This window comes from Streptomyces paromomycinus (assembly GCF_003865155.1).
In the GTDB taxonomy this organism is placed as follows: domain Bacteria; phylum Actinomycetota; class Actinomycetes; order Streptomycetales; family Streptomycetaceae; genus Streptomyces; species Streptomyces chrestomyceticus.
Map to the genome: position 1 here is coordinate 5,972,208 of NZ_BHZD01000001.1, position 18,410 is coordinate 5,990,617.

The 18,410-nt window shown below is 74.6% G+C and carries 11 protein-coding genes; 9 read left to right on the forward strand and 2 right to left on the reverse strand.

Features of this window, described 5'->3' with window-relative positions:
* The first annotated feature begins 251 nt into the window (after nt 1–251).
* Both OEIGOIKO_RS25625 and OEIGOIKO_RS25630 read left to right on the forward strand, forming a co-directional pair.
* Entirely contained in the window at nt 252–4,145 is a 3,894-nt protein-coding gene (locus OEIGOIKO_RS25625) for a glycosyltransferase (RefSeq protein ID WP_125055991.1), read from the forward strand.
* A complete protein-coding gene (locus OEIGOIKO_RS25630) occupies nt 4,142–5,692 on the forward strand; it encodes a DUF5719 family protein (RefSeq protein ID WP_125055992.1) in 1,551 nt (516 codons plus the stop codon). Before OEIGOIKO_RS25625 ends, OEIGOIKO_RS25630 begins: the two co-directional genes overlap by 4 nt.
* A gap of 40 nt (nt 5,693–5,732) precedes the next feature.
* Here OEIGOIKO_RS25630 and OEIGOIKO_RS25635 read toward each other — a convergent pair whose 3' ends face one another.
* Nucleotides 5,733–6,272 (reverse strand): metallopeptidase family protein, encoded by a 540-nt coding sequence (locus OEIGOIKO_RS25635; protein WP_174857216.1) that lies wholly within the window; start codon nt 6,270–6,272, stop codon nt 5,733–5,735.
* A 271-nt stretch (nt 6,273–6,543) separates the two neighbouring features.
* Between OEIGOIKO_RS25635 and OEIGOIKO_RS25645 the strand changes: the two genes are divergently transcribed.
* The 7 genes from OEIGOIKO_RS25645 (at nt 6,544) to OEIGOIKO_RS25675 (ending at nt 14,357) form a co-directional block, all read left to right on the forward strand.
* On the forward strand, nt 6,544–6,987 hold the full coding sequence (locus OEIGOIKO_RS25645) for a DUF3499 domain-containing protein (RefSeq protein WP_125055993.1): 444 nt from the start codon (nt 6,544–6,546) through the stop codon (nt 6,985–6,987).
* A 166-nt stretch (nt 6,988–7,153) separates the two neighbouring features.
* Nucleotides 7,154–8,788: an L-lactate permease gene (locus OEIGOIKO_RS25650; RefSeq protein ID WP_125055994.1), complete on the forward strand. Its 1,635-nt coding sequence runs from the start codon at nt 7,154–7,156 to the stop codon at nt 8,786–8,788.
* A gap of 150 nt (nt 8,789–8,938) precedes the next feature.
* On the forward strand, nt 8,939–10,297 hold the full coding sequence (locus tag OEIGOIKO_RS25655) for a phosphomannomutase/phosphoglucomutase (protein WP_174857217.1): 1,359 nt from the start codon (nt 8,939–8,941) through the stop codon (nt 10,295–10,297).
* A gap of 129 nt (nt 10,298–10,426) precedes the next feature.
* Complete coding sequence (locus tag OEIGOIKO_RS25660) at nt 10,427–10,609, forward strand: Trm112 family protein (RefSeq protein WP_125055996.1); 183 nt, start codon at nt 10,427–10,429, stop codon at nt 10,607–10,609.
* A gap of 64 nt (nt 10,610–10,673) precedes the next feature.
* The gene (locus tag OEIGOIKO_RS25665; RefSeq protein WP_125055997.1) at nt 10,674–11,816 is read left to right on the forward strand and encodes an SIS domain-containing protein; all 1,143 of its coding nucleotides are present in this window, start codon (nt 10,674–10,676) and stop codon (nt 11,814–11,816) included.
* Between the two features lie 90 nt (nt 11,817–11,906).
* Nucleotides 11,907–13,208 (forward strand): mannose-6-phosphate isomerase, class I, encoded by a 1,302-nt coding sequence (gene manA / locus OEIGOIKO_RS25670; protein ID WP_125055998.1) that lies wholly within the window; start codon nt 11,907–11,909, stop codon nt 13,206–13,208.
* A 189-nt stretch (nt 13,209–13,397) separates the two neighbouring features.
* Nucleotides 13,398–14,357 carry a cation diffusion facilitator family transporter gene (locus tag OEIGOIKO_RS25675; RefSeq protein WP_125055999.1) on the forward strand — a complete coding sequence of 320 codons (960 nt, stop codon included), beginning with the start codon at nt 13,398–13,400 and terminating at the stop codon, nt 14,355–14,357.
* 411 nt (nt 14,358–14,768) lie between these two features.
* On the opposite strand, the gene OEIGOIKO_RS43040 is transcribed toward OEIGOIKO_RS25675, so the two are convergent.
* On the reverse strand, nt 14,769–17,870 hold the full coding sequence (locus OEIGOIKO_RS43040; RefSeq protein ID WP_371858964.1) for a fructose-specific PTS transporter subunit EIIC: 3,102 nt from the start codon (nt 17,868–17,870) through the stop codon (nt 14,769–14,771).
* Nucleotides 17,871–18,410: the final 540 nt, after the last annotated feature.

Consider the following 18,410-nt stretch of genomic DNA (forward strand, 5'->3'; position numbering starts at 1 on the left):
CCATATCCCCCGATAGACAACGGTCCGCCTCCGCAGCCCCCTGCCGGAGGCGGACCGCTGTGTACGCGGCAGACGGAGGCGCACCGCCGAAGCATTAGTGTGGGGCCGCGTCCCAGGCGCACCGACGCCCTGACCGGCACCCGGCCACGACCCGTGCCGTCGGCCGCACCGCGTCGCCGTCCGTCGCAGTCCACAGCGCAGCGCTATGCCGGGGGAGGACCCCGAGACCCCCGGGGAGGGCCCCTACCTCGATGTCCGTGCACAGTCAGCCGGCCGACCAGGCCGCGCAAGCCGCCGCCCGATACCGCGACGGCTCACCCGAGTTCCCCCGGCACGTCGTCACCGCCGTGCTCGTCTCCCACGACGGCGAACGCTGGCTCCCCGACGTCCTCGCCGGACTGCTCGGCCAGGAACGCCCGCCGCAGCAGATCCTCGGTGCCGACACCGGCAGCGCGGACGCCTCCGCCCGGCTGCTCGGCGAGGCCCTCGGCGACGACCGGGTGCTCCACCTCGCCCGCCGCTCCGGTTTCGGCACCGCCGTCGACGAGGCCGTCCGCGCCGCCCCCGTCCTCGGCCCCGACGACCTGCCGTACCTGCGCCGTCCCAGCGGCTGGGACCCGGTCGGCCGCACCTGGCGCGACGACGCCTACGACCTGCCCGAACTCCCGCACGGCGAACCCGTCCAGTGGCTGTGGCTGCTGCACGACGACTGCGCCCCCGAACCCGACGCGCTCGCCGAACTGCTGCGCGTCGCCGACTCCAGCCCCGCCACCGCCGTCCTCGGTCCCAAACTCCGCAGCTGGTACGACCGCCGTCAGCTCCTCGAAGCAGGCGTCAGCATCGCCCGCAGCGGCCGCCGTTGGACCGGCCTGGACCGCCGCGAACAGGACCAGGGTCAGCACGACCAGGTACGGCCCGTCCTGTCCGTCTCCAGCGCGGGCATGCTCATCCGCCGCGACGTGTACGAGCAGTTGGGCGGCTTCGACCGGCGCCTGCCCCTGATGCGCGACGATGTCGACCTGTGCTGGCGCGCCCAGGCCGCCGGCCACCAGGTCCTCGTCGCCCCCGACGCCGTCCTGCGGCACGCCGAGGCGTCCGCCCGCGAACGCCGCCCCATCGACTGCGTCGGCCGCTCCACCGCCAGCCCTCACCGCGTCGACAAGGCCGGCGCCGTCTACACCCTCCTGGCCAACACCCGGGGCGCGCTGCTCCCGTACGTCGCCCTGCGCATCGTCCTCGGCACCCTGCTGCGCGTCCTCGCCTACCTCGTCGGCAAGGTCCCCGGCCAGGCCCTCGACGAACTCGCCGGCCTCATCGGCACGCTGCTGCGCCCCGGCGCGATCCTCGCCGCCCGCAGGAAACGCGGCCGTCCCGCCGCGGACGCGAGCGAACTGCGGCCCCTCTTCCCGCCGCCCGGCGCGACCGTACGGGCCACCGTCGAACAGGTCGCCGGCAACCTCGCCGGACGCTCCGCCCCCGAAGCCGCCTCCGCCGGACGGCACGGCGCCGTCGAGTCCGGACCCGGCGGCGACGACGCCGACTACCTGGAGATCGAACAGTTCGCCCGGCTCAAGCGGATCGCCCGCCGGCCGGCCCCGGTGCTCTTCCTCCTCCTGCTCCTCGTCTCGCTCGTCGCCTGCCGCTCCCTGCTCGGCTCCGGCGCCCTCACCGGCGGCGCCCTGCTGCCCGCCCCCGACCGCCTCGGCGACCTCTGGACCGGCTACCTCGACGGCTGGCACGCCATCGGCACCGGCAGCACCGCCGCCGCGCCCCCGTACCTCGCCGTCCTCGCCCTCGTCGCCACCTTCTTCCTCGGCAGCACCGGCACCGCCGTCACCGTCCTGCTCGTGTGCTCCGTACCGCTCGCCGGGCTCAGTGCCTACTTCGCCTCCCGGCCGCTGGTCACCTCCCGCCTGCTGCGCGCCTGGGGCAGCGTCGTCTACGCCTTCCTGCCCGCCGCCACCGGCGCCCTGGCCGGCGGCCGTATCGGCACCGCCGTCCTCGCGATCCTGCTGCCCCTCATGGCGCGCGCCGCGGTCGCCGCCGGCGGTCTGCGGCTGGCCCCCGGCACCCGGCCGAGCTGGCGCGCCGCCTGGGCGTACGCGCTGCTGCTCACCTTCACCACCGCCTTCACCCCGGTCGTCTGGCCCGTCGCCGTCCTGCTCGGCATCGCCCTGCTGGTGCTGCGCGCCCTCGACGGCAACCGCGGCCTGCTCCTGCCCTACGCCCTGCGGTTCCTCGCCGTGGCCGCCGCCCCGCTCGTCGTCCTGGCGCCCTGGTCGCTGTCCCTGCTCGCCCACCCCTCCCGCTTCTTCCGGGAAGCCGGACTGGACCTCGGCACCGGCTCGGCCTCCGTACTGGACCTCGTCGGCATCAGCCCCGGCGGCCCGAAGGCCGCCGGCGGGGTACTGCTCCTCGGCATCGTGCTGGCCGCGCTGGGCGCCACCCTGCGCGCCGACCGGCAGCGCGCGGTCCGCGTCGCCTGGGCCGCGGCCGTGACCGGCCTGCTCTTCGCCGTGCTCGCCAACCGCACCGCCTGGGCCGGTCCCGCCGTCCTCGTCTACGGGCTCGCGCTGCTGTGCGCCGCCGCCGTCGGCGCCGAAGGCATCCGCTCCCGTATGGAGACCCTCGGCTTCGGATGGAAACAGCCGGTCGCCGTCCTGATCGCGGTCTCCGCCCTGCTCGCCCCGCTGTACGCGGCGGCCAGCTGGATGATCACCGGCGCGGCCGGGCCGCTGGAGCGCCGCGACCCCGTCCAGGTCCCCGCCTTCGTCGCCGAGGACACCGGCTCCGTCGACCAGGCCCGCACCCTCGTCCTCGACGGCGACGCCGGCCACGTCGCGTACACCCTGGTACGCGGCTCCGGCGCCCGCCTCGGCGACGCCGACATCGCCACCGAGACCGGGGAGGACAAGCGGCTCGGCGGCATCGTCGCCAACCTCGTCGCCGGCTCCGGCGCCGACCAGACCAACCAGCTCGGCGGCTACGCGGTCCGCTACCTCCTGGTCCGCGACGGCGCGCCCCGCGACATGGGCCGCGTCCTGGACGCCACCCCCGGCCTGACCCGCCTCAGCCAGGACGACGGCAGCGCCCTGTGGCGCGTCGACCAGCGCGTCTCGCGGCTCTCGATCGTGCCCGGGGAGACCAAGGACGGCACGCGCGCGGGCCGCGCGGCCGCACCGGTCCCGGTCCCGTCCGGCCCCGTCGCGGCCCACACCGACCTGCCCAACGGCGCCGACGGCCGGGTGCTGCGCCTCGCCGACACCGCCGACGCGGGCTGGCAGGCCACCCTCGACGGCAAGGCCCTGAAGCCGGTCACGGTCGACGGCTGGGCACAGGGCTTCGAACTGCCCGCGTCGGGCGGCCGCCTGGACCTCACCTACGACGACCCCATGGGCCACACCGCGTGGCTGTGGGCCCAGGGCCTGCTCGCCGTGGTCCTGGTGGTGCTCGCCCTGCCGGGCCGCCGCCGGGAGATCGACGACGACCTGCCCGAGGACGGGGCGGCCGCGACGGCCGCACCGGACGCCACGGGCGACGGCCGCCGCGCACGGCGGCTGCGGGCCGCCCAGGCCGCCCCCGAAGGCGGCGCGGAGCCGGGCATCCCGGGCCCGCGGCCCGGGGAGGACCCGGTGACCGACCCGGCGGCGGCGCCTCCCGCCGCCGACCCGATGGCCGCCCCGACCGCCGACCCGTACGCGGCCGTGCCACAGCAGCAGAGCTACGAGCAGCAGCCGGCGTACGGAGAGCAGCCGGGTTACGAGCAGCAGCCCGGGTACGGGCAGCAGTCCGGGTACGAACAGCAGGGCTACGACCCGCAGCAGCCGTACGGCCAGCAGATGTACGACCAGTGGCAGCAGCCGTACGGGCAGGAGCAGTACGCCCAGGGCCAGTACGCGCCGGATCAGCACGCACCTGACCAGTACGGGCAGCCCCAGTACGGCCAGCCGTACACGGGCGCGGCGGGCACCGTCCCGGCCGGCCCGGACCAGGCCGCCGCCCCCTACGCGCCCGGCGCCCACGACCCGTACCACTACGGCCGGCAGCCGTCCGAGCAGCCGCCGCACCAGCAGCCCTACGACGACGGCACGACGTACCCCGGCTCCTACCGCGAGCCCCGCCGTGACGGGAGCGACCAGCAGTGAAGCGCACCATCATGTCCCTGATCGGCGCGGCCGTGGCGCTCGGCGCGGTCACCGGTGTCGCCGCCGTCGCCGCCCCCGACGGGCAGCGCGCCACCCCGTCCGAGGGCGCCTCCCGGCGGCCCGTCGAACGGTCGGCGCTGCTCTGCCCGCCGCCCACCTCGTCGGAGGTCGGCGACACCACGTACACCGCCTTCACCCCCGAGGGAACGGGCGGCAAGGCCGGTACGCAGGGGACCGCCGGGCTGCTGCCCGCACTGTCCGGCAAGCAGCCGGACGGCAAGGGCGGGCCGGGCGGCAAGGGCGGGCCGGGCGGCAAGGGGCAGCAGGGCGCGCAGGCCGGCGCCGACCCCGTCGCGCCCCTGAAGAAGGCCGGCACCCCCGTCACCGCGACCACGGACCGCGCGGACGCGCCCGCCCTCGCCGGGACCGCCGACGGCGCCCTCGGCCCCGGCTGGACCGTCCAGCAGACCACCAGCGTCGCGGCCGGCAACGGACGCGGCCTGCTCGGCCTGTCCTGCGCGGCGCCCGACACCGACTTCTGGTTCCCCGGCGTCAGCACCGCCAAGGACCGCCAGGACTACATCCACCTCACCAACCCCGACGACACCCCGGCCGTCGTCGACCTCGACCTGCGCGGCAAGGACGGCCCGCTGAAGGCCGCCTCCGGCGAGAACATCACCGTTCCGCCGCACTCCACCGTGCCGGTCCTGCTCTCCACCCTGACGGGCACGCCCGCCCAGGACGCGGCCCTGCACGTGGTCGCCCGCGAGGGCCGGGTCGGCGCCTCCGTACAGGCCGCCGACGCGAAACTGGGCGGCGACTGGCTGCCCGCGGCGGCCGACCCCGCGCCCGGCGCGGTCCTGCCCGGCATCCCGGCCGACGCCACCGGCGTGCACCTCGTCGCCGTCGCGCCGGGCAAGGAGGACGCCGATCTCAAGGTGCAGCTGGCCACCCCCAACGGCCTGATCACCCCGGCCGGACTGGAGACCCTGCACGTCAAGAGCGGCATGACGGCCTCCGCCGACCTCAAGGACCTCACCAAGGGCGAGGCGGGCTCGCTGGTGCTGACCCCCGCCGACGGCTCCAAGGCGCCCGTCGCGGTGGCCCTCCGGGTCGTCCGCGGCAAGGGCGACAAGCAGGAGATGGCCTTCATCCCGGCCACCGGGCCGGTCGACCGGCGCGCCACCGTCGCCGACAACCGGGACAAGGGCAGCACCCTGTCCCTGGTCGCGCCGGAGAAGGGCAAGGACGCCAAGGTCACGGTCACCGCGTCGGCGGGCAGCGGGGGCGGTACGCCGGTGTCGAAGACGTACACGGTCAAGGGCGGCAGCACCCTCGCCGTCGAACCGCCGCGTCCGCAGGGCCTCAAGGGCTCCTACGCCCTGACCGTCACCCCGGCGGCGGGCAGCGGCCCGGTCCACGCGGCACGGACCCTGGCCCTGCCCCAGGGCGCCCTGCCCGCCTTCACCGTGCAGACGCTCCCGGACGACCGGGGGACGGTGGTGGTGCCGACGGCGGGGGAGGATCTCGGGCTGCTGCTGAAGTGAGGCAGGGGCCGAACCGCGAGGCCCGTCGGGGCGCGCGGGGTCAGTCCTGCCCGTACCGCGGGTCGACCGACTCCGGCGCCAGGCCGAGCAGCTCCGCGACCTGTTCGACGACGACCTCGTGCACCAGCAGGGCCCGCTCGTCGCGGTTCTTGGTGCGGATCTCGACCGGGCGGCGGTAGACGACGACCCGTTCCCGCTGGTCGCCGGCGGCGGGCAGCAGCCGGCCCAGCGGCACGGTCTCCTCGTCGGCGGCCGGCCCGGTGTCCCCGTCGGGGCCGAACCCGGGCACCTCGACGACCAGGAAGTCGATGTCCGCCAGCTGCGGCCAGCGCCGTTCCAGCCGGTCCCGTGAGTCGTAGACCAGGTCGACGAAAGAGTCCGCGCGGCTCACCGAGAGCGGCACCTGGGGCGGGGCGACCGGGCCGCGCATACCGCGGCCGTGCCGGTCGCGCCGGCGCGGGCGGGGCCCGGCCGGGGCGGGCGGCCGCGCGGCGCCGCCGGGCGCGGCGGGAGTGCCGCCGGTGCCGGTCGGTGCGCAGGGCCCCCCGGAGTCGGCCGGAGGAGGTACGGGGCTGTCCATCAGAACCGAGCGTAACCGTCCCGGGGCAGGCGGCGGGGGAGAGCGGCGGATCCGGTGCCATGTCGTCGGGCGACCGGTCGTAGGCTCGTTGAGTCCGGTTGCGGCCATGCAACGGACCGGGAAGGGCATGGGGAATGACATGAAATGTATAGAGTCGTGACAGGTTTCGACGCACTGCGCCGTCCGGCGCAGTGCGCACCGTACGGTTCGGCCCGGGCGCCCGCAGGTCAGGCGCACCGGACGAACCGGGACGACACGGTTGGGTGAGGTCGTGGAGAGTCGTCGCGGCCCGCTCAAGAGTGCGGTACCGTCCAACGTCGTGAGCCCTGTACGTCGCTGTTCGCGCACTGCGTGCGGCCGCCCCGCCGTCGCAACGCTGACGTACGTCTACGCGGATTCGACCGCCGTGCTCGGACCGCTCGCCACCTACGCCGAGCCCCACTGCTACGACCTGTGCGCCGAGCACTCCGAGCGGCTGACCGCGCCGCGCGGCTGGGAAGTCGTCCGCCTGGCCACCGACACCGGCCCGGCCCGGCCCAGCGGCGACGACCTCGAAGCGCTCGCCAACGCGGTGCGCGAGGCGGCCCGGCCCCAGGAACGCGCGGCGGGCGGCGGCAACGGCCCCCAGGTCAGCGGGCCGAACGGGCGCGACGCCCACCCGATGGAGGTCGCCCGGCGGGGGCATCTGCGGGTGCTGCGGTCGCCGGACAACTGAGACCGGGTCCCGGGGCCGGGCGACGCCTGCTCGCGGGCGCGAGGCGGGAGCACTTCCGTCCGCGCCATTGACGCCGCCTCGCCGCGGGCACCACCATGCCTCCACTCCCGAAAGATCCGCTTCCGTATGGCGGAAGTGACGGGGGAGCTGCCCACCGGGAGGCCGTGTGTCCGTACCGCAGCGGGAGTTCGTGCAGCAACTGGAACCCGTGGCCGGCTCGCTCGCCCTGTCCGCGCTCGTCGCCGCACTCCCGCTGGTCACCGTCCTCGTCCTGCTCGGCGCCGTACGGATGCGCGCCCATCGCGCCGGAATCGCCGGCCTCGCCGTCGCCCTCGCCACCGCCTGCCTCGGCTACGGCATGCCCGCCGGGCAGGCCCTGTCCGCCGCCGCGCAGGGCGCGCTCTTCGGCCTGTTCCCCATTCTGTGGATCGTCGTCAACGCCCTGTGGGTGTACCGGATGACGGTCCGCACCCGCCACTTCGACGTCCTGCGCCGCTCCTTCTCCGGACTCTCCGCCGACCCCCGCGTCCAGGCCCTGGTCATCGCCTTCTGCTTCGGCGCGCTGCTCGAAGCGCTCGCCGGGTTCGGGGCGCCCGTCGCGATCAGCGCGGTGATGCTGGTCGCCCTCGGCTTCTCCCCGGTACGGGCCGCCGTCGTCGCGCTCGTCGCCAACACCGCGCCGGTCGCCTTCGGCGCCATGGGCACCCCCGTCGTCACCCTCGCCCAGGTCACCGGCCTGCCGCTGGACACCGTCGCTCCGGTCGTCGGCCGCCAGACGCCGCTGCTCGCCCTCGTCGTACCGCTGCTGCTGGTGTTCCTGGTCGACGGGCGGCGCGGCCTGCGCGAGACCTGGGCGCCCGCGCTCGCCTGCGGACTGGCCTTCGCCGCCGTGCAGTTCGCGGCCGCCAACTACGTCTCCGCGCAACTCGCCGACATCGGCGCGGCCCTCGCGGGCGCCGCCGCCCTCGTCGCCGTACCCGGCGCCCGCAGACCCGCCTCCGCACCCGTACGGGCCGCCGTACTGACCGGCGCCCGCAGCGAGGACCTGGACGTCCGCGACTCCCGCGCCGACGTCGTCCGCGCCTACGCGCCGTACGCCCTGATCGTCGCCGTCTTCTCCCTCGCCCAGATCCCGCCCGTCAAGGACCTCCTCACCCGCGCGACCCGCACCTTCGACTGGCCCTTCCTGGACGTCGCGGACCCGGACGGGAAACCGGCCGGCGGCAACGTCTTCTCGCTCCCGCTGCTCGCCACCGGCGGGACACTGGTGCTGCTGGCCGGCGTGCTGACCGCCGCGGTACTGGGCGTACGGGCCGCCACCGCCGTACGCGAATGGGCCGCGACCGTACGCGAACTGCGCCTGGCGATCCTCACCGTGACCTCCGTCCTGGCCCTCGCCTACGTCCTGAACCTCTCTGGACAGGCCGCCACCATCGGCCACTTCGTCGCCGCCGCCGGGGCCGCACTGGCCTTCCTCTCGCCCGTCCTCGGCTGGTTCGGCGTCGCCGTCACCGGCTCCGACACCTCCGCCAACGCCCTCTTCGGCGCCCTCCAGGTCACCGCCGCCCGGCAGTCCGGCCTCGCACCCGTCCTGCTCGCCGCGGCCAACAGCTCCGGCGGTGTGCTCGGCAAGATGATCTCCCCGCAGAACCTGGCGATCGCCTGCGTCGCGGTCGGCCTGGCCGGACGCGAGGGCGACCTGCTGCGCAAGGTGCTGCCGTGGAGCCTGGGGCTGCTGCTGGTGATGTGTCTGATCGTGGCGGGGCAGAGCACAGACGTACTGGGGTGGATGCTGCCGTAGCGGCCGGGAAGGGGACTTCCGGCCATGAATGACCACCCGCGGCACGGGACACAAGAGGCCCCGGGCAGCCGGGCCCCGCCCCGAACCAGCCTCCCGCCGGCCGTGTACGGGTAGGTTTGAGACTCCGTCATGACATCAGGAGGGCTGGCTGTGACTGATCTGTCGCAGATCGTGAAGGCGTACGACGTGCGCGGTGTGGTCCCCGACCAGTGGGACGAACCGCTGGCCGAACTGTTCGGCGCGGCCTTCGCCCAGGTGACCGGAGCGACCGCCATCGTGACCGGGCACGACATGCGGCCCTCCTCGCCCGGCCTGTCCCGGGCCTTCGCCCGCGGCGCCGCCGCGCGCGGGGCCGACGTCACCGAGATCGGCCTGTGCTCGACCGATCAGCTCTACTACGCCAGCGGCGCGCTGGACCTGCCCGGCGCGATGTTCACCGCCTCGCACAACCCCGCGCAGTACAACGGCATCAAGATGTGCCGGGCGGGCGCCGCCCCGGTCGGCCAGGACACCGGCCTCGCCGAGATCCGCGCCCTCGTCGAGCAGTGGCGCGACGGCGACGGCCCGGAGCCCGCGGCGGCCCCCGGCACCGTCACGCAGCGCGACGTCCTCGCCGACTACGCCGCCCACCTGCGCCGCCTCGTCGACCTCTCCGGCATCCGCCGCCTGAAGGTCGTCGTGGACGCCGGCAACGGCATGGGCGGCCACACCGTCCCCACCGTCTTCGAGGGCCTGCCCATCGACCTGGACGCCCTGTACTTCGAACTCGACGGCACCTTCCCGAACCACGAGGCCAACCCCCTGGACCCGGCGAACATCGTCGACCTCCAGGCCCGCGTCCGCGAGGTCGGCGCCGACATCGGCCTGGCCTTCGACGGCGACGCGGACCGCTGCTTCGTCGTCGACGGCAGCGGCGACCCGGTCTCCCCGTCCGCGATCACCGCCCTGGTCGCCGCCCGCGAGCTGGCCAAGCACCCCGGCGGCACGGTCATCCACAACTGCATCACCTCCTGGTCCGTCCCCGAGGTCGTCAAGGAGAACGGCGGCACGCCCGTACGCACCCGCGTCGGCCACTCCTTCATCAAGGGGGAGATGGCCAGGACCGGCGCCATCTTCGGCGGCGAACACTCCGCGCACTACTACTTCCGCGACTTCTGGAACGCCGACACCGGCATGCTCGCCGCCCTGCACGTCCTGGCGGCACTCGGCGGCCAGGAAGGACCGCTGTCCGAACTGGTCGCCCAGTACGACCGGTACGCCGCCTCCGGCGAGATCAACAGCACCGTCGACGACCAGACCGGCCGCCTCGCCGCCGTGCGGACCGCGTACGAGGGCCGGCCGGGCACCGGACTCGACGAGCTGGACGGCCTCACCGTCAGCACCGCCGACTGGTGGTTCAACCTCCGCCCCTCCAACACCGAACCCCTCCTCCGCCTGAACGTCGAGGCCCGGGACCAGGAGACGGTCGAGCGGGTGCGGGACGAGGTGCTGGAGATCGTTCGCGGGTGAAAGGCTGAGGGGGCGAGGGGGCCAGGGGCCGGGTCCTGCCCGGTCCCGCCCCGCCACCTGCGGCGCGTCCCGCCGCCCGCCCCGGCGGTACGCTGGCAGTGCCGTGTTTCCGCCGAAGGAGAAGCCCCCATGCCGGTCGACGCCAGCCTGATCGAGATCCTCGCCTGCCCGGCGTGCCACGCCCCGCTGGCGGACCGGTCGGACGCCGACCCGGCCGAGCTGCGGTGCACCGGCACGGACTGCGGCCTCGCCTACCCCGTCCGGGACGGCATCCCCGTCCTCCTGGTGGACGAGGCCCGGCGCCCCGCCTGACCCGGGCGCCGGAGCCGTCCGGACCCCACCCCGCCCGTACCGGCGATCGGAGGCAGCGCACACCATGCTCGACGAGTCCCTGTTGGACGCACCCGAAGCGCTGGCCGGCGCCGACCGCTACGGACTGCTGCGCGGCGTCGCCGAATCCGGGGCACGGGTGCGCACCGCGGCCCGCAACGCCGCCGAGTCCGGCATCGCCGACCTGCGGCCCGACGGCCGGCCCCGCACCGTCCTCGTGGCGGGCCCGGCACCGGCCGCCGCCTGCGTCGCCGACCTCTTCGGCGCCCTCGGCGGCGGCACCTGCCCGGTCACCCTCATCCGGCCCACCGGCGTCGCGGCACGGCCCGGCGCGCTGCGCTGGACCCTGCCCGGCTGGTCGGGGCCGCTCGACCTGCTGCTGATCGCCGGCCCGGACAGTGCCGACCCCGGACTCGCGCAGCTCGTCGAGCAGGCGTACCGCCGCGGCTGCTCCGTCGTCGCCGTCACCCCGGCGGGCGGGCAGCTCGCCGACGCCGTCGTCCAGGCCCGCGGCCTGTCCGTACCGCTGGCCACCACCCCGTACGACGCCGAGTTCGACGTCGAGGGCGCACCGCCCGCCGCCCCCGGCACCCTCTGGTCGCTGCTCATCCCGATGCTCGCCCTCGCCGACCGGATCGGCCTGCTCAGCGCCACCTCCGACCTGCTCGACCAGCTCGCCGACCGCCTCGACCAGGTCGCCGAACGCTGCGGCCCCGCCATCGAGACGTACTCCAACCCCGCCAAGACCCTCGCCGCCGAACTCGCCGACGCGCTCCCGCTGATCTGGACCGAGGGCACCGTCTCCGGCGCCGTCGGCCGGCACTTCGCGACCGTCCTGGCCGGACTCGCCGGCCGGCCCGCCCTCGCCGGCGAACTGCCCGAGACGATGACCACGCACGGCGCGCTGCTCGCCGGCCCGTTCGCGGCCGGCGCCGACCCGGACGACTTCTTCCGCGACCGCGTCGAACAGCCCACCGCCCTGCACGCCCGCGTCGTCCTGCTCCGCGAGGACACCCCGGGACCGCTCTCCGCCGCGCCCGCCGCCCGCGAACTGGCGCTGGAGCACGACACCCCCGTCAGCGAACTGGAACCGGCCGGCGGCAGCGCCCTGGAGAGGGCCGCCGAACTCCTCGCTGTGACGGATTTCGCCGCCGTTTACCTGGCGCTCGCCGGCACCGAGGGAGGATGAGGGGCCGGCCGCGGCCGCCGCGCGTACGAGAGACCTGAGCGCGCCCCGGCAGCAGCCCGACCGCAGACGAAGAATCAGGAAGACCGCCACATGGACCGCCTCACCAACACCGTGCGCCCCTACGCCTGGGGTTCCACCACCGCCATCCCGCAACTCCTCGGCACCGCGCCGACCGGCGAACCCCAGGCCGAGATGTGGATGGGCGCCCACCCCGGCGCCCCCTCCCGCACCGACCGCGGCGCCGGCCCGGTCACGCTGGCCGACGTCATCGCCGCGGACCCGGAAGGCGAACTCGGCCCCGACGCGGTACGCGCCTTCGGCCCCCGGCTGCCCTTCCTGCTCAAACTGCTCGCCGCCGGCTCCCCGCTGTCCCTCCAGGTCCACCCCGACCTGACCCAGGCCCAGGAGGGGTACGCGGACGAGGAGAAGCGGGGCGTCCCCGCCGACGCCCCGCACCGCAACTACAAGGACGCCAACCACAAGCCCGAACTCATCTGCGCCCTCACCCCCTTCGAAGGGCTCTGCGGCTTCCGGCACCCGGCCGAGGCCGCCACCCTCCTCGAAGAACTCGGCGTCAGCGCCCTCAAGCCGTACGCCGACATCCTGCGCGCCGCCCCGGAGGACGCCGCACTGCGCGAAGTCCTCACCGCCGTACTGGGCGCAGACCGGGACGAGACGGCCGAAATCGTCGAGCAGGCCGCGACCGCCGCCCGGCGCCTGGCCGGCGAAGGCGGCCCGTACGCCGACGCCTACGCCGCGTACGCCGCCATCGCCCACCACTACCCGGGCGACCCCGGCGTGCTCGCCGCCATGCTCCTCAACCACGTACGGCTGCAGCCCGGCGAAGCGCTCTTCCTGGGCGCCGGCATCCCGCACGCCTACCTCGGCGGCCTCGGCGTGGAACTGATGGCCAACTCCGACAACGTGCTGCGCTGCGGCCTGACCCCCAAACACGTGGACGTACCGGAACTGCTGCGGGTGGTCCGCTTCGCACCCCGCGACGCGGGGGTGCTGCGGCCGGAGGAGGCCACGGCGTCGGGCGAGGAGGTCTACGAGACCCCGACCGACGAGTTCCGGCTCTCCCGCTTCGTGCTGGCACCCGGCGGTCCGGCCCGCACGCTCGACGACCGCACTCCGCAGATTCTGCTGTGCACGGCGGGGGCGGTCGCGCTGCATGCGGTCGGCGCGGGTTCGGCGGGCGGTTCCGGCTTCCGTACGGGCGCGGGTTCCCGTACGGGCGCGGGTTCCCCCGCGGACGCGGGTTCTCGTACGGGCGCGGGTTCTCGTACGGACCTGACGCTCGCGCCCGGCGAGTCGGCCTTCGTGCCGGCCGGCGAGCGCGTGGAACTGACGGGAGAGGGAACGATTTTCCGGGCGACGGTGGCGCTCTGACGGCAGTCCGGGGGAGCCCCGGAGCCGGTCCCGTACCGGTCTGACACCGCTCCGGGGGCGCCCCGTGCGCGCCCCGGCGGGCGGGCTGCAACAATGACCCGCCTAAAGGGCTCGTAAAGAGGGCCCTCGGAGCGGCCTCGGAGCAGGCTGCGCACCGCAGCCGGTCGACGGAAGGGACATGCGCCACCCATGAGTGCATCAGGCGGTACCAAGGCGATCGTCGCGGCGCTGGGCGCCAACCTGGCGATCGCGGCGGCGAAGTTCGTGGCCTTCGCCTTCAGCGGGTCGTCCTCGATGCTGGCCGAAGGCGTCCACTCCGTCGCCGACTCCGGCAACCAGGGACTCCTGCTCCTCGGCGGCAAGAAGGCCAAGCGCGCCGCCACCGAGGAACACCCCTTCGGCTACGGCCGCGAGCGCTACATCTACGGCTTCCTGGTCTCCATCGTCCTGTTCACCATCGGTGGCGTCTTCGCCCTGTACGAGGGCTACGAGAAGATCCACGACCCGCACGAGCTGGACAACTGGGTCTGGCCGGTCGGCGTCCTGGTATTCGCGATCATCGCCGAGGGCTTCTCCTTCCGTACGGCCATCAAGGAGTCCAACGAACTGCGCGGCAAGCAGACCTGGCCCCAGTTCGTCCGCCGCGCCAAGGCCCCCGAACTCCCCGTCGTCCTCCTGGAGGACTTCGGCGCCCTCGTCGGCCTGGTGCTGGCGCTCGGCGGCGTCGGCCTCACCCTCGCCACCGGCAACGGCGTGTGGGACGGCATCGGCACCATGTGCATCGGCGCCCTCCTCGTCCTGATCGCCCTGGTCCTCGCCGCCGAGACCAAGTCGCTGCTGCTGGGCGAGGCGGCCGGCCCCGAGCAGGTCGCCAAGATCCGCGCGGCCGTGGCCGACGGCGACACCGTCACCCGCGTCATCCACATGCGTACCCTCCACCTCGGCCCGGAAGAACTCCTCGTCGCCGCCAAGGTCGCCGTCCAGCACGACGACACGGCCAAGGAGGTCGCCGACGCGATCAACGCCGCCGAGGACCGGATCCGCGCGGCCGTCCCGATCGCCCGCGTGATCTACCTCGAACCCGACATCTACCACGAGACCGCCGCCGCCTCGGGCGACAACCCGGCCAGGACAGCGGGCGGGGCCTGAGGGCTGGGCCCTTTCGTACGGGAGCCCTCTCGTACGGCCTGGCCTTCTTGTACGGCCTGGCCTTCTTGTACGGCAGGGACTTCTTTCTTGTATGGCAGGGACTGCTTGTCGGCAGGACTGCTTGTACGGCAGAGCCCCGCACCTGAAGTGGTGCGGGGCCCTGTTGTTTCTCGGCGCGGATCGCTCTGGCGGCTGCGGTCGGGCCGCTCTGATCCGGCCGCTACGGCCGGGCTGCTGTGGCCGTTTTCGACCGGACTGCTGTGGCCGCTCCGGGCTGATCGCTGGGGCCGGGCCGCTGCGTGCTCCGGGCCGATCGCTGCGGCCGGACCGCTGCGTGGTCCGGCCCGATCGCTGGGGCCGGACCGGCCGCTTTGTCCGGGCTTCCGGCTGTCCGACTGTCCGGCTGTCCGGTTACCCCACCTCGCTCAGCACCCGCAGGATCGCCGTCACGTCCGGCGCGCCCTGCAGCCGCGCCCGGAAGTCCGCGTCCATCAGCTTCCGCGACAGCAGCGCCAGGATGCGCAGATGCTCGTCACCGGCGGCGGCCTCCGGCACCGAGATCATGAACACCAGCTTGGCGCGCGTACCGTCCAGCGAGTCCCAGTCGATGCCCTCGCCCGAACGCGCGAAGCCGACGACAGGCGCGGTCACCGCGTCCGTCTTGGCGTGCGGGATGGCGATCTCCTCGCCGAGACCGGTGGTGCCCTGCGCCTCCCGCGCCAGCGCCACCCGCACCAGCTCGTCGACGTCCCGCACCTTGCCGGTACGCGCCGCGAGTTCCGCCATCTCCCGGATCGCGGCCTCCTTGCCGTCGGCGGCCAGCCGTACCTTCACGGTCTCCCGCGTCACATACCCGGAAAGCACCACACCTTCCGGCCCTTCACCTTCCGGCCCTTCACCTTCCGGTCCACCACCTTTCGGCTCCACACCGTCCACCTCCTCAGCGGCCGGTTCCTCGCCCGCACCGAGCGGACTCCCGTCCGAGGTGTTTCCGCGTGTGATGTTTCCGTCCGAGGTGCTTTCGCCTGTGGTGCTTCCGCCTGTGGTGCTTCCGTCCGGCGCGTCCGTACCTGGCGAGCCGCCCTTCGGGGTGCTCCGCTCCGCGGCCCCACCGGTCGAGCCGCCACGCTTCCCCGCACGGCCGGGCCCTTCCCCGGCACCGGTCTCCGTACGGGGCGCCGCCCCCGCTTCCGTAACGGCGGCCGCCGCACTCCCGCCCGTCATGGCCTCCGCCGATGCACCCCCACCAGGCGCTTCTTCACCTCTCGCCTCACCGGCCGCAGAGTTCCCGGCTCCAGCACTCTCAGCCGCACCGTTCCGGACCTCAGGGCTTCCGGCCCCAGCGCTCTTACGGGCCTCGTCCGCTGCCACACTGCCCCCGACCCCGGCGTTCTCAGCCGCACCGTTCCGGGCCTCAGGGCTTCCGGCTCCAGCGCTCTTACGGGCCTCGTCCGCTGCCGCACTGCCCCCGCCCCCGGCCCTCTCGTCCCCGGCCCTCTCGGCCGCCGCGACTCCGGCCGCCCCGACCGCCATACCTCCGGTCGCCCCGGCCGCCACCGTCCCGTCCGCCAAGGCCCCGGCCGCGCCGACGCCGGCTAGGGCCCGTTCCGGCTCCGCTCCCGTGCCCGGCCCTGCGCCCGTGCCCGACCCAGGTCCCGAAGCCGCCCCGGCGTTCTCGGTACCCCCGATGCCCCCAGCGACCCCAGCGCCCCCAGCGACCCCAGCGACCCCGGCCACGTCGGCCACGCCAGTGACCCCAGCCGCCCCGGCCTCTCCAGCCGCCGCGCGCCCCTTCTGCCGCTCCGCCACATCCACCAGCGCGACCGTCGTCAGCGCCGTCACGACCGATCCGGCCGCCACCGCCACGAAGAACATCGGTACCCCGCCGACCGCGCCGAGGATCGCCACGATCGGTCCGCCGTGCGGCACCGCGTCCGTCACCCCGGCCATCCCGGCCACCGCTCCGGCGACCGCGCCGCCCAGCATGTTCGCGGGGATGACCTGTGCGGGCCGGGCCGCCGCGAACGGGATCGCGCCCTCCGATATGCCGAACAGGCCCATGAAGAGCGACGCCATGCCGGTCTCCCGCTCCTGGTCGGAGTACAGGCGCCGGCGGATCAGCGTGGCCAGGCCCTGGCCGAGCGGCATCACCGGGATCGCGGCGGCGCACATGCCCATGACGGTCTGGTTGCCGGTCGCGATCAGCCCGGTGCCGAAGAGGAACGCCGTCTTGTTGACCGGCCCGCCCATGTCGAACGCGATCATCAGGCCGAGGACCGCGCCGAGCGCGATCGCGCTGGTGCCCGTCATCCCGCTGAGCCAGCCCGTCAGGTGCGTGAACACCCACGAGATCGGCTTGCCGAGGACGTAGATGAAGAACAGCCCGAGCACCGCCGTCGAGACGATCGGGATCACGATGATCGGCATGATCGGCCGGACGAACCGGGGAACCCTGACCTTCTTGATCCACATGACCAGGTACCCGGCCAGGAAGCCCGTGACGATCGCCCCGATGAACCCGGCGCCCGCCTTGGAGTCGTACAGCTCGCCGGTGTTGGCTATCCAGCCGCCGATCATGCCCGGCACCAGCGCGGGCCGGTCCCCGATCGCGTACGCGATGTAGCCGGAGAGGACCGGCACCATGAGCTGGAACCCGATGGTGCCGATGTCGTTGACGTGCGCCCAGAAGGTGCCCTCCGGGATGACCAGGCCCTTCGGCGTCGCCTCCCCGCCGACCGCCAGGGACAGCGCCAGCAGCAGGCCGCCGACCACGACGAACGGGATCATGTAACTGACACCGTTCATCAGCGCCTTGTACGCGAGGCTGCGCTCCTTCCCCCGGGAACCACCGGCCCCGGCCCCACCACTCCTGCCGGTCCGCGCCCCGGCTCCACCGCCCCCACCCGGCCGCGCCCCGGCCGTACTCCTGCCACCCGGACCACCTCCGGTTCCCGCTCCGGCCCTGCCCCCGGCACCGAGCCCGGCTCCGCCGCCGCCCCGGGCCCCGCCCCAGCCGCCGGCCCCGGCTGCGTACCCGGCCCCGGCGGCACCCCCCTCCGCACCGTCCCCTTCCGTACCGTCCCCTTCCGTACCGTCCTCCTCCGCACCGTAGCCACCCGCACCGTCGGCCCCCGAGCCGTAACTCTCCGCCCCGTACACCGGCGCGCTGAGCACCCGCCCGATCAGTTCCTCCGGATGGCGGATGCCCTCGGCCACGCCCACCACCAGCAGCCTCTTGCCGACGAAGCGCGCCGGGTCGACGTCCTTGTCGGCGGCGATGATGACGCCGTCGGCGTGTCTGACATCGTTGTCGGACAGGACGTTCTCGGCGCCGATCGACCCCTGTGTCTCCACCTTCATCGCATGGCCGAGCGACTCGGCGGCCTGGGTCAGCTTCTCGGCAGCCATGTACGTGTGGGCTATGCCGGTCGGGCAGGCGGTCACTGCGAGCAGCTTCAGCCCTTGCCCGCCCGTTCCCGCGCCCTTGGGGGGATCGGCTGGACTGATGGTCACGTGGCTCTCCTAACGGACGTGCGCGCGAGGCGACATGCGACGGTCCTCGCGCTCCCCGCATCCTGCAATACGGAGGGGCGGGTGCAAAGTGCCCCACGCCACTCCGCGACGGGCCGACACCTCGCCACCCGCCCCCACCCACTCGCCACCCGCGCCCCCGCCTCCCGCGTCCGCCTTCCGCACCCGCGTACCCACCACCTGCGTCCATGCGTCCACCTCCCGTGTTCGCGCACCCACCACCTGCGTCCATGCGTCCGCATTTCGCGTCCGCGCACCCACCACCCGCGCCCACACGCCCGCCTTCCGTACCCGAGCTTCCGCCTCCCGCACCACGCACCCGCCACCCTCACCCACGCCTCCCCTCACCCACGCCCCGCCACCCGCGCCCACGCGCCCACACGCCCGCCTTCCGCACCCGCGCGTCCGCCTCCCGCACCACGCACCACGCACCCTCACCCACGCCTCCCCTCACCCACGCCCCGCGCCCACCACCCACGCCCCCGCGTCCACCACCCGCGCCCGCGCCCACGCCCCCACCAC

Coding starts and splice junctions, on each gene's coding strand:
- OEIGOIKO_RS25625 (WP_125055991.1), top strand. CDS start 252: ATGTCCGTGCACAGTCAGCCGGCCGACCAGGCCGCGCAAGCCGCCGCC.
- OEIGOIKO_RS25635 (WP_174857216.1), bottom strand. CDS start 6,272: ATGGACAGCCCCGTACCTCCTCCGGCCGACTCCGGGGGGCCCTGCGCA.
- OEIGOIKO_RS25660 (WP_125055996.1), top strand. CDS start 10,427: ATGCCGGTCGACGCCAGCCTGATCGAGATCCTCGCCTGCCCGGCGTGC.
- OEIGOIKO_RS25665 (WP_125055997.1), top strand. CDS start 10,674: ATGCTCGACGAGTCCCTGTTGGACGCACCCGAAGCGCTGGCCGGCGCC.
- manA (WP_125055998.1), top strand. CDS start 11,907: ATGGACCGCCTCACCAACACCGTGCGCCCCTACGCCTGGGGTTCCACC.
- OEIGOIKO_RS25675 (WP_125055999.1), top strand. CDS start 13,398: ATGAGTGCATCAGGCGGTACCAAGGCGATCGTCGCGGCGCTGGGCGCC.